The organism is Roseobacter sp. EG26 (genome assembly GCF_049830555.1).
Lineage (GTDB): Bacteria > Pseudomonadota > Alphaproteobacteria > Rhodobacterales > Rhodobacteraceae > Roseobacter.
Genome location: NZ_JBNBLH010000001.1, coordinates 847,630 through 859,561, shown reverse-complemented (window position 1 = coordinate 859,561; position 11,932 = coordinate 847,630). Strand labels below are relative to the sequence as shown.

Sequence of the window (11,932 nt, the reverse complement as noted above, 5' to 3'; positions counted from 1 at the left end):
CATTCCAGCCTAATTTGCGGCTTGAAGTGGCGCAGGCACGCGGTTACTTTGCACTTCCAGATTTAGCAACAATTCAAGGACGACCATCATCGCTCGCAGACCCCATAACGCGCCGCCCCAAAGAGAGACCGGCCCGCGCGTCAACGAAAAGATCCGTAGCCCAGAAATCCGCCTGATTGGCGCAGATGGTGAGAACGTCGGTGTCGTTACTCCCGACCGCGCCATGGATATGGCTGACGAAGCCGGCCTCGATCTTGTGGAAATTTCGCCCAATGCCAACCCACCCGTGTGCAAGATCATGGATTTCGGCAAGTTCAAATACGAACAGCAAAAGCGCGAGAGCGAAGCACGCAAAAAGCAAAAGATCATTGAGATCAAAGAGGTCAAGTTCCGCCCGAACACCGACACCAATGATTACGATGTGAAAATGCGCAACGTGTTCAAATTCCTTGAAAACGGGGATAAGGTGAAAATTACCCTGCGTTTCCGGGGTCGCGAGATGGCTCACCAGAATCTTGGCCGCGAGTTACTTGAGCGTGTGGCAGAAGACACCAAAGAGGCAGGACGTGTCGAGAACTTCCCCAAGATGGAAGGCCGCCAGATGGTCATGTTGATTGGCCCGCTTCCAAAGTAAGGCAGCCGGAATTACGGTTTCTAAAGCGCCCTGTCGGATCGGACAGGGCGTTTTTCTTTCGACAACGGCGTCTGTTTCATGTGCCCACCCGTAGAAATGCGGTAACTTCGGCTGTACACGCCGGGGTTCGCGGGATCATGCGTTGTTGACGGGATCTTTCTGGCCATCCCGCGTCGGCGCTATTCCCCATCAGCGCATTTTCGAAAGCGCGAGCGGGGGTGCGAGTTGCATGCCGTGCGGCTCTGCCCCGAAACCGTGTTGCCTAGGCGTTGGGGGCCAATTGCGCGCGAAACAATCTGCCCTGATCCGCCATGGTGTCCGGAATGCCCGCCAGCCGCAAAAGATGCCAGGCCAGCGCGTGATTGCTGGCCGTTACCGGCTTGTTCAAAGCGCGCTCGGCGGCCTCCACAACTGCGGCACCCCTCAGGTTCGTGCAGGATATGAAAACCCCATCCACATCGTGGGAACCGCCAATGGACAGAGCCCCTTGCAACATTGACTGATGGTCAATCTTGCCGACAACAAGGTCGCTTTCTTCATAGAAAGACCCTACGGCCGTTACGGCGATTCCGGCCTCGTCAAATTTCGCCTGCATCGCTTCGGTCACTTCCGGTGAATAGGGCGTCACAAGGCCAAGACGTTTGACCCCCATCGTGGCAAGCGCCGCCTTGGCTGCGGTCAGAGGGTTGGTCGAGGGCACGCCAGGATGCACCTGTCCGATGATATCCGCCACCCGTGCCTCTCCGATGATCGTCGAGGCTGAAGTGCATCCGTACCCGATAGCCTTGAGGCCCAGATAGCTAGGTAACAATCCGGCTGCCACAGGCAATTCATGGGCCATATTCGCCAACGTCTCCGGCGTGACCTGAACATCATTGGCAAGGCGCGCGTGGTAAACGGAAACACCAGGAAAATCTGTCAGCGACCGGAATTCCCACTCAATCGTCTGATCGGATTCCAAAACCAGCAGGCCGATGCGCGCCCGCTCTCCGGCACCTGCATCGGTTGAAAAGCTGAGGCGTTCAATCCGGGCCTGCCGTTGCGGAACGTCCATTTCCATTGGTACCATCCTAAAAAATGTTCAGCCGATATTCGCGGTTTCTCGTCGGGCATATTAAATGACGTGTCTTTCGGCACGTCGGACAATGACCCCCTAAGGCGACCGGATAACTCAATGCGCACCATTTCATATCTGACGGAGTTGGCAAGGCGGTTGAAGCTTGACGCCACCGCCGCTGCGGCAGAATTGGTAATCAGGCAGAGGGGAAAGGCGAAAGGCCAAGTGCCGACCCAGTCGACATATCTGTTGCACAGTGATGTAAGTCGATCCGCAGCAACCGCTTCTTCATGCAACAGTAAACCGCCGGGCCATAAATCGCCCGCCTGATCCTGTGACAGAACCGCAATCTTCAATCCTGTCGGCTCGGTTTTCCAATAGCTGCGGAACGGTATATTGATCAGCGAAAAGGCAGCCGATTATGGTCTTCCCTATTTCAACACCAACCAAGGGTAACAGGATGAAATCTACAACGCCCGAGCGCGGATTTGCGCCTGCTGAATTCGAAGCGCGCACCGCCAGAGCGCAGGCCCTGATGGCGGAAAGAGACCTGTCGGGATTGCTCTTGATGACGGAACCCGAGGTTCGGTATTTCAGCGGATTTCACACGCTGTTCTGGCAAAGCCCGACGCGACCATGGTTCCTTTTTGTCCCGGCCACCGGGAAACCAATTGCCATCATCCCCGAAATCGGCGCGGCGCTCATGCGGCAGACATGGCTGGAGGACATACACACCTGGGCCGCGCCTGCGCCAGACGACGACGGGATCAGTCTGCTGTCCGATCTCTTGAGCCCGTTTGCGGATAAGCGGGCAAAAATTGGCGTCATGAAAGGCCATGAGACCTCCTTGCGGATGCCCTTGGGGGATTGGGAACGTTTGATCAACCGCTTGCCCGGCTTGAAAATCACCGATGTTACCGACCTGATCCAAGGCCTGCGGATGGTCAAATCGCCCGCAGAGATCGAAAAGCTGGCGCACATCTGCGCCATTGGATCAGCGACCTTTGATCGCGTCCCGGAGATTGTTGCCAATGGAATGCCGCTCGATGAGGTTTTTCGCAGCTTTCGCCGCGAAGCGCTGGCGCAGGGGGCAGATGACGCGCCTTACGTGGTGGGAGGATCGGATCAGGGCGGGTATGCCGATGTGATCTCGCCACCGTCCCGTCGCCCATTGCGCTCAGGCGACATTTTGATGATCGACACGGGCTGCAGCTGGGATGGGTATTTCTGCGACTTCGACCGGAACTGGGCGATTGAGCGGGCCGATGATACGGCGCGCCGCGCCTATGACGTTTTGTGGCGCGCAACCGAGGCCGGGATTGCGGCCGCCCGCCCCGGCAATACCTGTCAGGATCTTTTCCGTGCCATGGCAGAGGTGATCTCGGAAATGGACGCCAGCGGCGGAGACATCGGGCGGCTTGGCCACGGGCTGGGCATGCAGCTCACGGAACAACCCTCCCACGCAGAATTCGATACCACCGAGCTAAAGGAGAACATGGTGCTAACGTTGGAACCTTCCTTGTCATACGGTCATGGGCTGATGATGGTGCATGAAGAAAACATCGTTGTGCGGCCCGAGGGCGGTCACTTGCTGACCACACGCGCGCCCTCGGAACTGACCGTGATCTGAAAAGGGGGGCGACCATGCATAAAATTGTACCGGGAGACGACGTCGGCCCGCTGGAATTCTGGCCCTTCGACAATCCGGCAAGCGACTACCGAATCCTTGAAGGCGCACCACGAACCTATGGGCGCATCGACAAGGGTGGCCCCGGTCACCCTACCCGCGTTGGCATCTGGCGGTGCACGGTTGGCGCCTTCGAATGCACCGAACAGGGCGATGAATTGATGACTGTCCTGTCGGGGCGATGTCGGCTCATCCGGCACGAGGATGGCGAAACCTGTGACCTAGGGCCTGGCGATACGCTCTTTGTGCAAGATGGCAGCAGAGTCACCTGGGAAGTGAGCGAGGATATCACGAAAGTTTTCTTTGGATACAAGCCTGACGGGTATTGATCTGCGACACGCTATATTCCTAATCGACGATTGGCGCACGTTTAAAGCGTGACCTGCCAGCAGCTTTTCATCATGAAATCAAGCCGCTGGCAGAAATAGTTAAATCAGGCGGCAGCTGCCACGGCCCGTTTCGTCATAACGCCGACCAAATGGGCACGGTAGTCACCCGTGCCATGAAGATCGCTGATCATGTCATCCCCCGAAAGAGCCAGACCGCTGACCGCATCTGCCGAGAAATTCGAGGTAAGCGCTGTCTCTGCCTCGGTCCAGCGGAAGACACCATCGTTCGACGCCCCCGTTACGGCGACGCGAACGCCTTCGGCATACTTCGCGACGAATACACCTACCAGTGCGAAACGCGATGCCGGTTGCAGGAACTTTTGATAGTTGGCGGCCTGCGGGATCGGGAAGCGCACTTCGGTAATGATCTCGCCTTCGTCCAGCGCGGTGCTGAACATGCCCTCGAAATAGTCATCCGCCGCAATCGAGCGCGCGTTTGTGACGATTGTAGCGCCAGAGCCCAGCGCCGCCGCCGGATAGCATGCGGAAGGGTCGTTATTGGCCAGTGATCCGCCAATGGTGCCGCGATTGCGCACCGCCGGATCACCGATATGGCTCGCCAGCTCAGCAAGGCCAGCGTAATGGGCGCGCGCCTCGTTGGCAACGGCGGCATGAGTTGTGGCACCGCCTATGCAAAGCTGGCCATCATCCCCCACACAAACGCCTTTCATTTCCGCCACGCCGGTCAGACTGACCAGAACCGAGGGGCTCGCCAGCCGCTGCTTGAGTGTCGGGATCAGCGTCTGACCGCCGCCCAAAGCCTGTGCTTCATCGCGCCCAAGTGCCGCGACGGCATCCGCCACAGTGCCCGGGGTTTCCACATCAAAATTATACATCGTTCATCCTTTCCTTTGATCCCTCAAAGCCATGCTCATCAGGATCAGAAATATCTCCGGAGGGTCGGATACAGGCCGCACCCCCGGTTCAGATCACTGCATCGCCGCCCAGACGCGCGCGGGCGACAGAGGCATGTCGATATGGGTGACGTCCTTGCCGCCCGATTGCAGAGCATCCACAACCGCATTGACCACGGAAGGTGGCGAACCGATGGCCCCGGCCTCACCGCAGCCTTTCACGCCCAGAGGGTTGTGCGTGCAGGGTGTCTGGCAGGAATGATCGACACTGAACATGGGCAGATCATCGGCACGCGGCATCGCATAGTCCATGTAGGAGGCACTCAGCAACTGGCCATTCTCGTCATAGGCGCAGTTTTCAAGCAGCGCCTGACCAATGCCCTGAGCCAATCCGCCATGCACCTGCCCGGTCACGATCATCGGGTTCACCACATTGCCGAAATCATCCACCGCCGTGAAACGTTCAATGGTGACCTTGCCGGTGTCCGGATCCACCTCAACCTCGCAGGCATAGGCGCCCGAGGGGTAGGTGAAATTGCTCGGATCATAAAAGGCCGTCTCTTCGAGACCCGGTTCGATCTCTTCCAGCGGATAGTTGTGTGGCACATAGGCGGCGAGCGTCACATCCCCCCAGGCCACGGATTTATCCGTACCCGCCACGCTGAACGCGCCATCCTTGAGCTCGATGTCACTTTCGGAGGCTTCCAACAGATGACTGGCGATCTTCTTGGCCTTGGCGATGATCTTCTCAGTTGCCCGCACCATCGCGGAGCCGCCCACAGCCAGTGAGCGCGACCCATAGGTGCCCATACCCATCGGCGTATTGGCAGTGTCGCCATGCACTATCTCGACCATGTTTTCGTCGATCCCGATCATATCCGCCACCACCTGGGCGAAGGAGGTTTCATGACCCTGCCCGTGGCTATGGCTGCCGGTCATCACGACCAGACCGCCCGTCGCATTCACCCGTACCGTGGCGCTTTCATAAAGTCCGGCGCGCGCGCCAAGCTGGCCCACCAGATTTGAGGGCGCAATACCGCAGGCTTCGATATAGCAGTTGACGCCAAGCCCCCGCCATTTGCCCTTGGCTTCCGATGCCGCGCGTCTTTCTGAGAAGCCGGACAAGTCGCCCATTTCCTCCAGCTTATCCATCGTGGCGACATAGTTGCCGGTGTCGTATTCCACGGCCACCGGGGTGGCGTAAGGGAATTCGGTGATGAAGTTCTGCCGCCGCAGGGCAATGGGATCGACACCCAACTCGCGTGCGGCCTTGTCGATGACCCGCTCCAGCTGGAACGTGGCTTCCGGACGACCGGCCCCGCGATAGGCATCAACCGGCACGGTGTTGGTAAAGACCGCCTTCACGTTCACATAGATCAGCGGTGTGCGATAGTTGCCCGCCATCAATGTGCCATGCAGCCAGGTCGGAACCGAAGGTGCGAAGGTGCTGAGGTAAGCCCCCATATTCGCGAAGGTTTCCGTACGAATGGCCGCAAAGTTGTTGTCACCGTCCAGCGCCAATTCGATCTTGGTCACGTGATCCCGGCCATGAGCATCGGACATGAAGGCTTCTGAGCGGCTCGACGTCCATTTGACCGGGCGGTTACACGCCTTGGCCGCGAAGGTGCAAAAGGCTTCTTCCTGATAGTGGAAAATCTTGGTCCCAAAACCACCGCCCACATCCGGGGCCACAACCCGCAGCTTGTGTTCGGGAATGCCCAGAACAAAGGCCCCCATCAACAGCCGGATCACATGCGGGTTCTGCGACGTCGTGTAGAGCGTGGAATCACCCGTGCCGCGCGCGTAATCCCCCACTGCGACACGCGGTTCCATGGGGTTGGCCACAAGGCGGTTATTGACAAGCTCAAGGGTCGTCACATGGGCCGCATTCGCGAAGGCCTCATCTGTCGCAGCCTTGTTCTCCTCCACAAAACCCCAATCGTAACAAAGGTTTGACGTCAGATCATCATGCACTTTCGGCGCATCACCTGCCACGGCGGCTTTCATGTCCACGACCGCTGGCAACTCGGCGATGTCCAGCTCGATCGCCTCGGCCGCGTCACGCGCCTGCTCCAGCGTCTCGGCAACCACTGCGGCAACCGGTTCCCCTACATGGCGCACCTTGCCATGGGCCAGAATAGGATGGCGCGGCTCCTGCATAGGTTGGCCATGCTTGTCCGTGACCTGCCAGCCGCAGGGCATGCCACCAACCGCCTCAAAATCCGTGCCTGTGAACACCTTGACCACACCGGGCATGGCCTCGGCTGCAGATGTGTTGATGGATGTTATTGTCCCATGTGCAATGTCTGATCGCAGGAAGAAAACATGCGCCTGCCCCCGGATATTGATATCATCGGTGTAATTCCCTGCGCCGGTGAGAAACCGGACGTCTTCGCGGCGCTTTGAGCTTGCGCCAATGCCTCCGTCTTTTGGCATGTTTTCCTCCCTGAAATTCGGTGGGTAATCCTTGTACGAGCGGCTGGCGTCGCGGGAGATCGGTTGGAGACCGGCCCCGCCTGGGCCAGGTATTATTCCGCTGCGATGCTGCTGACGTCCTGACCCGAAGCGGCCATGATCGCCTTGACGATATTATGATACCCTGTGCACCGGCAGATATTGCCCTCAAGGTACTCCCGGATTTCCGCCTCCGACGGGGTCGGGTTGTCTTTCAGCAGAGCAGACGCGCTCATCACCATACCCGGCGTGCAAAAGCCGCACTGTAGCCCGTGATGATCCTGAAACGCCTGCTGGATAGTACTCAGAGAGCCATCCGCATTGGCCATCGCTTCGATGGTCGTGACGTCCGCACCTTCGGCTTCTGCCGCAAGCATCGTGCAGGATTTCACCGCTTCGCCGTTGACATGCACCACGCAGGCGCCGCATTGACTGGTGTCGCATCCCACGTGGGTACCGGTCAGTTCCAGGTTTTCCCGCAGGAACGTCGACAACAATGTCCGCCCCTCCACATCCCCGGACGCGGCTTTCCCGTTCACGGTCATTGAGACCTGAGCCATGGTTTCCTCCCTTAAGCTTTGTTGTTGCCGGGAGTTAAGCACGACCCTTCCCGGTTGAGAACCCAAAACTTCAACATCTTGGTGAAGGGCAATAGTGCTTTAGTCTATGCCGTCAGTCTTTTGCTTGCCCGCCCGGGGCTGTGGCCGGGTCGGAATCTCTTTCAGCAACCCGCCCACGCCCATCGCGGCAATGTCACTGTCTGTCACCTCGATGCCGCAGATGACGCGGGCCAGAACCCAATCTGCTCCGTTCAGGGCCGGAGATCGGGCACAGCCGGGCAGACCAATCACCGGTCGCTGCGCCAGATCACCGATGAACAGCAGGTTCCCGGGATCAACCGGCATGCCGAAGCGGGCCACCCGCCCGCCTGCCCGGCGCAATGCCGCCGGTGCGACATCCTCTGTGTCCGAGGTGGCAGAGCCCGTCAGGATCAGCGTCAAGGCGCGGCGACTGTCGGTCAGCGCCTGCGCCAGCGCGGCCTCCTCATGCGGCACAACCACCGGCTCTGACAAGGTCAGACCAAAGGCGGCAACCCTGTCTGCAATGGCCTTTTGCCCCTTGCTGCCAGCGCCCCCGTCAATCTCGGTGATCACCAAAGCGACACTGTCTATTACCGGTCTTGCGAGATGGATCGCCTCCGATGCGACAGCGCAGGCTTTGGCCAATGCGGCCTCTGGCACCGCATAGGAAATGATCTTGATGGTGGCCAACATCCCGCCTTCCGCCATCTGTTGATAGGGCGGCACGGTCGCTATCGTGATCATCGGATGCACGCGATTGATGGCCTCGATCGCCGCAACATCCAGCATCGCAACGCCCGGGCCCGTTGCCAGCAGGTTGACACGCCCGGTGAAGGCCTCGGTTACTTGTATATTCTGGGCATCGGGCCGGGGCACAATGGCCGCCGCAAGCGCCGCCGCCGCGTCGTTTTCAAATACATCATCCGCCGCAAGGCGCGCGACCGTCACCGTGTCAACGCCTGCTCCGGCCAGGGTGGCAATGTCGCTGGCCCCCAGTATGCGGCCCTTGCGCAGCCGGCGCCGCCCGCCCAGTGAAACCGAATGCGCGAGCACCGCCCCCTCTGCCAGCCCGATGTCGACCGCGCCAAATTTCATGCGCCGCGTCTCAATATCTTTGTCATTTCCGCCAGGATCGATACGGCAATCTCGGGCGGGCTGGCAGCACCGATATCAAGCCCGATGGGTCCGCTGATCCGGGCAATTTGCGTTGGGTTCACCCCTGCTTCTTCAAGACGCTCTACACGTTTGGCATGGGTCCGTTTTGACCCCAGCGCACCGATATAGAAAGTGTCGGATTTCAGGGCCACATGCAGGGCAGGATCATCCAGTTTCGGATCATGTGTCAGCAGCACAACCGCTGTTCGGCTGTCCACACCCACCTCATCAAGTGCGTCATCCGGCCAGTCGGACAAAATGCGTTCGCCGGGAAACCGCGCCTCAGATCCGAAGGCCGCCCTGGGGTCTATGATGAAGGGATCATAGCCTGCCACCCGCGCCATCGGCACCAGCGCCTGCGCGATATGTACAGCACCCACAATTGCCAGACGCAGGGGAGGATTGTGAATCGCGACAAAGATATTGCCGTCTTCTTCAAAGCCCGACCGGTCCATAGCAAAACGATCCGGATAGCCGCCGAACGCCAGTTCGCGTTTGCCCGAACTCAAATCCACCACATAGGCAGCGGGTTTGCGGGCGGCGCGCGCTTCCATCAAGCCTCGCAACAACTCGACCGGCAACACCGATCCGACCGGTTCGACCAATATGCGAATTGTCCCGCCACAGGCCAGTCCAACGGCGAATGCGTCGCCATCACTGACACCGTATTCCAACACGCGCTGTTCGCCCTTCTCAAGCGCATCCGTTGCTTCAAGAACCACCGCACCTTCCACGCAACCGCCCGAGACCGAGCCCTGCATGTCGCCGGTCCCGGCGATCACCAGCTGCGCCCCCACACGGCGCGGCGCGGATCCCCAGGTTTCGATCACCGTGGCCAGAACCGCCCCCTGTCCGGCTTCATGCCAGGCCAACGCCTGTTCAGGTGCATTTTCGAAAACATCCATCGCATTTCTCCTCGCCTCGACTATTTCCCATGTTACGCGAAATGTCTGCCCGAAAACGCCCCCAAAGGGGAGTAGTGGACCTGCGCGGCAGTGCACAAATTGACACCTTGTCCCTGACGGCGCTGCCCACTACATCTAGCTCAAGACCAACATGGAGCCTCCATATGCCAATGCAAGCCCGCGAAATCGAAGACCTCCTGCGTGCCAGCTTCCCTGATGCCGAGATCAAGGTGGAAGGCGAGGATGGCGTCCACATGGCAGCCATGGTCATTGATGAGAGTTTTCGCGGCAAGAACAGAGTGCAGCAGCAACGCGCAGTCTATGCGGCCCTCAAAGGAAAGATGGACGGCTCTAACGGCGAGCTTCATGCACTGGCGCTGACGACGAAAGCGCCCGACTGACCGCAGATTTATCCGCGCCTTTCAGTGGCGCGACACGTATAGACCCAGAGGGGAAATCACATGACCGACGCAAACACACAGATCAAAGAGACCATCACCAGCAACGACGTTGTCTTGTTCATGAAAGGCACCAAGGAAATGCCGCAATGCGGATTTTCCAGCCGGGTTGCTGGTGTGTTGAATTACATGGGTGTTGATTTTTCGGATGTAAATGTTTTGTCCGATGAAGGCATTCGTCAAGGCATCAAGGATTTTTCCAACTGGCCGACCATTCCACAGCTTTATGTGAAAGGCGAATTCGTCGGCGGATGCGACATCATTACGGAAATGACGCTTTCGGGTGAGCTGGACACGCTGCTCGAGGAGAATGGTGTGACCTTCGACAAGGACGCCGCCGACAAGATTCGCGAAGCCAACGGCTAAGCCCGTCGCGCTATCTGCCGTTTGTTGTGCATTGCTTGTAAAGGGGCGTCTCTTCTTCGGAGGGGGCGTCGAACCATGCAAGCATCGCCGCATCACCTTTGCTCCACCACACATAGGAACTCTTGTGCCCGGTCCCCGCATATCGGGCACCGGAGGCGCTGGGTGTGGATTCGAGGTAGACCAGCCGACCTTCAACCGACAAGACCACAGCGGCAGGTGGCCCGGCAACGTAGATAACGGGCACTTCCACCTGCCGGTCACACAGATAGGTCTGTTCGGTTCCCTGCGCCACCAGAGGCGTCGCCAGCACCGCGCAAACGCCGATACTGGCCTTTACGCAACCTATCCGTTTGTCTTTTCGTCAACAGAGGCGGCCAGCGCCTCGGCCCGCGCCGCCAATTCCGCCAGTGTGTCCGTGACCGATTGCGGTACGACAGGCACCTCTACCCGCTCCGGTTCGACCTTTGCGTCCCGAACACCAGCCAATTCGGCCTCCCTTTCGGTCAGCTTCGCCTGAACCTCTGCGACGCGGTCTTCGATGTTGGCGGTCTTGTCGGCCAGCATCAGACCCGCCATCAGAAGCATCCGTGCCTCTGGCATACGCCCGACCTGATCGGATAGCACCTGCGCTTCGTCATCCAGCATTTTGGCAGCGGTCTGCAAATAATGTTCTTCGCCCGCCTGGCAGGCCACGTCAAACTTACGGCCACCGATCGAGATTGTAATTTCCGGCATCAGCTTGCCCCCTCTGGCTGCGCCCCATCCGCTTCGAGCAGCGGTGTCAGGGCAGCGATGATCTCGTCTGCCTCGGCAATTTCTGCCGCACGTGCAGCGCGTAACGCTTCCAGCTCGGCCATCATGGCCTTGTTGATCAGATGGGGCTCACCAACGCCTTCGGCATTGGCATTGCGCAAAGCCTCACAGGCCTCCGACAACTGCGCATTTGCCCGTCTGAGCTTTTGCAGATCGGTATCGAGCTTTTCCATACGTTCGGCTGTTGCGTTGGCCTTCGCTTCAAGAGCTTCGAGGGCCTGCTCTTGCCGCTCACCAAGCACACGCACCCGTTCGGTCAGTTGCGCATTGACCGTCTTCTCTTCTTCAAGCGCCTGTTTCAGCGCGTCGACGTCATCACCTCCCGCCGGCCCAAGGCCATCAAGACCCTGTGCCACGCGATCCATGGCCGCCATTATGCGACTGTGCAATTCTTCTATTTCACTCATGCCCACCTCATGCGTCCCATTTACCGGGATCGGCTGCCCAACTGCCTTGGACCCGAATCGCCACCCCGTTCTTTTAAAGTAACTCTATTCAACAGGTGCAACAAATGCGCCTTGCTTTGCGATCAAGCGTTTGACCGGCGCTATTGAAGTTCGGAGCGTGCAAAGCCGTCCG

Annotated in this window: 14 protein-coding genes; 5 read left to right on the top strand and 9 right to left on the bottom strand. The window is 59.0% G+C overall.

Annotated elements, in window-relative coordinates; genetic code table 11:
* The first annotated feature begins 85 nt into the window (after positions 1-85).
* On the top strand, positions 86-634 hold the full coding sequence (infC, locus tag ACOTTU_RS04220; RefSeq protein ID WP_425656470.1) for a translation initiation factor IF-3: 549 nt from the start codon (positions 86-88) through the stop codon (positions 632-634).
* Between the two features lie 262 nt (positions 635-896).
* Here infC and ACOTTU_RS04215 read toward each other — a convergent pair whose 3' ends face one another.
* On the bottom strand, positions 897-1,694 hold the full coding sequence (locus ACOTTU_RS04215) for a maleate cis-trans isomerase family protein (protein ID WP_425656184.1): 798 nt from the start codon (positions 1,692-1,694) through the stop codon (positions 897-899).
* A gap of 457 nt (positions 1,695-2,151) precedes the next feature.
* On the opposite strand from ACOTTU_RS04215, the gene ACOTTU_RS04210 reads away from it, so the two are divergent.
* Entirely contained in the window at positions 2,152-3,321 is a 1,170-nt protein-coding gene (locus ACOTTU_RS04210) for a M24 family metallopeptidase (RefSeq protein ID WP_425656183.1), read from the top strand.
* Positions 3,322-3,335: 14 nt separating this feature from the next.
* Positions 3,336-3,707 carry a cupin domain-containing protein gene (locus ACOTTU_RS04205; protein ID WP_425656182.1) on the top strand — a complete coding sequence of 124 codons (372 nt, stop codon included), beginning with the start codon at positions 3,336-3,338 and terminating at the stop codon, positions 3,705-3,707.
* A 104-nt stretch (positions 3,708-3,811) separates the two neighbouring features.
* On the opposite strand, the gene ACOTTU_RS04200 is transcribed toward ACOTTU_RS04205, so the two are convergent.
* From ACOTTU_RS04200 to ACOTTU_RS04180, 5 genes are all read right to left on the bottom strand, one after another.
* A complete protein-coding gene (locus tag ACOTTU_RS04200) occupies positions 3,812-4,603 on the bottom strand; it encodes an FAD binding domain-containing protein (protein WP_425656181.1) in 792 nt (263 codons plus the stop codon).
* Between the two features lie 93 nt (positions 4,604-4,696).
* Entirely contained in the window at positions 4,697-7,057 is a 2,361-nt protein-coding gene (locus ACOTTU_RS04195; protein ID WP_425656180.1) for a xanthine dehydrogenase family protein molybdopterin-binding subunit, read from the bottom strand.
* 92 nt (positions 7,058-7,149) lie between these two features.
* Complete coding sequence (locus ACOTTU_RS04190) at positions 7,150-7,635, bottom strand: (2Fe-2S)-binding protein (RefSeq protein ID WP_298911837.1); 486 nt, start codon at positions 7,633-7,635, stop codon at positions 7,150-7,152.
* A 99-nt stretch (positions 7,636-7,734) separates the two neighbouring features.
* The gene (locus ACOTTU_RS04185; protein WP_425656179.1) at positions 7,735-8,751 is read right to left on the bottom strand and encodes a molybdopterin-binding protein; all 1,017 of its coding nucleotides are present in this window, start codon (positions 8,749-8,751) and stop codon (positions 7,735-7,737) included.
* A complete protein-coding gene (locus ACOTTU_RS04180; RefSeq protein ID WP_425656178.1) occupies positions 8,748-9,716 on the bottom strand; it encodes an XdhC family protein in 969 nt (322 codons plus the stop codon). The genes ACOTTU_RS04185 and ACOTTU_RS04180 overlap by 4 nt, the downstream gene beginning before the upstream one ends.
* A gap of 164 nt (positions 9,717-9,880) precedes the next feature.
* On the opposite strand from ACOTTU_RS04180, the gene ACOTTU_RS04175 reads away from it, so the two are divergent.
* On the top strand, positions 9,881-10,117 hold the full coding sequence (locus tag ACOTTU_RS04175) for a BolA/IbaG family iron-sulfur metabolism protein (RefSeq protein ID WP_298911847.1): 237 nt from the start codon (positions 9,881-9,883) through the stop codon (positions 10,115-10,117).
* A 60-nt stretch (positions 10,118-10,177) separates the two neighbouring features.
* Positions 10,178-10,540: a Grx4 family monothiol glutaredoxin gene (grxD, locus tag ACOTTU_RS04170; protein WP_425656177.1), complete on the top strand. Its 363-nt coding sequence runs from the start codon at positions 10,178-10,180 to the stop codon at positions 10,538-10,540.
* Positions 10,541-10,550: 10 nt separating this feature from the next.
* Here grxD and ACOTTU_RS04165 read toward each other — a convergent pair whose 3' ends face one another.
* From ACOTTU_RS04165 to ACOTTU_RS04155, 3 genes are read right to left on the bottom strand one after another with little or no spacing between them, the layout of a single operon-like run.
* Positions 10,551-10,850: an MliC family protein gene (locus ACOTTU_RS04165; protein WP_425656176.1), complete on the bottom strand. Its 300-nt coding sequence runs from the start codon at positions 10,848-10,850 to the stop codon at positions 10,551-10,553.
* Between the two features lie 32 nt (positions 10,851-10,882).
* The gene (locus ACOTTU_RS04160; RefSeq protein WP_298911856.1) at positions 10,883-11,275 is read right to left on the bottom strand and encodes a cell division protein ZapA; all 393 of its coding nucleotides are present in this window, start codon (positions 11,273-11,275) and stop codon (positions 10,883-10,885) included.
* A complete protein-coding gene (locus ACOTTU_RS04155; RefSeq protein ID WP_425656175.1) occupies positions 11,275-11,760 on the bottom strand; it encodes a hypothetical protein in 486 nt (161 codons plus the stop codon). Before ACOTTU_RS04155 ends, ACOTTU_RS04160 begins: the two co-directional genes overlap by 1 nt.
* Positions 11,761-11,932: the final 172 nt, after the last annotated feature.

Excerpts from the sequence above, each read along its gene's own strand:
- ACOTTU_RS04215 (WP_425656184.1), bottom strand. The coding sequence starts at position 1,694 with ATGGAAATGGACGTTCCGCAACGGCAGGCCCGGATTGAACGCCTCAGC.
- ACOTTU_RS04210 (WP_425656183.1), top strand. The coding sequence starts at position 2,152 with ATGAAATCTACAACGCCCGAGCGCGGATTTGCGCCTGCTGAATTCGAA.
- ACOTTU_RS04205 (WP_425656182.1), top strand. The coding sequence starts at position 3,336 with ATGCATAAAATTGTACCGGGAGACGACGTCGGCCCGCTGGAATTCTGG.
- ACOTTU_RS04200 (WP_425656181.1), bottom strand. The coding sequence starts at position 4,603 with ATGTATAATTTTGATGTGGAAACCCCGGGCACTGTGGCGGATGCCGTC.
- ACOTTU_RS04195 (WP_425656180.1), bottom strand. The coding sequence starts at position 7,057 with ATGCCAAAAGACGGAGGCATTGGCGCAAGCTCAAAGCGCCGCGAAGAC.
- ACOTTU_RS04190 (WP_298911837.1), bottom strand. The coding sequence starts at position 7,635 with ATGGCTCAGGTCTCAATGACCGTGAACGGGAAAGCCGCGTCCGGGGAT.
- ACOTTU_RS04185 (WP_425656179.1), bottom strand. The coding sequence starts at position 8,751 with ATGAAATTTGGCGCGGTCGACATCGGGCTGGCAGAGGGGGCGGTGCTC.
- ACOTTU_RS04180 (WP_425656178.1), bottom strand. The coding sequence starts at position 9,716 with ATGGATGTTTTCGAAAATGCACCTGAACAGGCGTTGGCCTGGCATGAA.
- ACOTTU_RS04175 (WP_298911847.1), top strand. The coding sequence starts at position 9,881 with ATGCCAATGCAAGCCCGCGAAATCGAAGACCTCCTGCGTGCCAGCTTC.
- grxD (WP_425656177.1), top strand. The coding sequence starts at position 10,178 with ATGACCGACGCAAACACACAGATCAAAGAGACCATCACCAGCAACGAC.
- ACOTTU_RS04160 (WP_298911856.1), bottom strand. The coding sequence starts at position 11,275 with ATGCCGGAAATTACAATCTCGATCGGTGGCCGTAAGTTTGACGTGGCC.
- ACOTTU_RS04155 (WP_425656175.1), bottom strand. The coding sequence starts at position 11,760 with ATGAGTGAAATAGAAGAATTGCACAGTCGCATAATGGCGGCCATGGAT.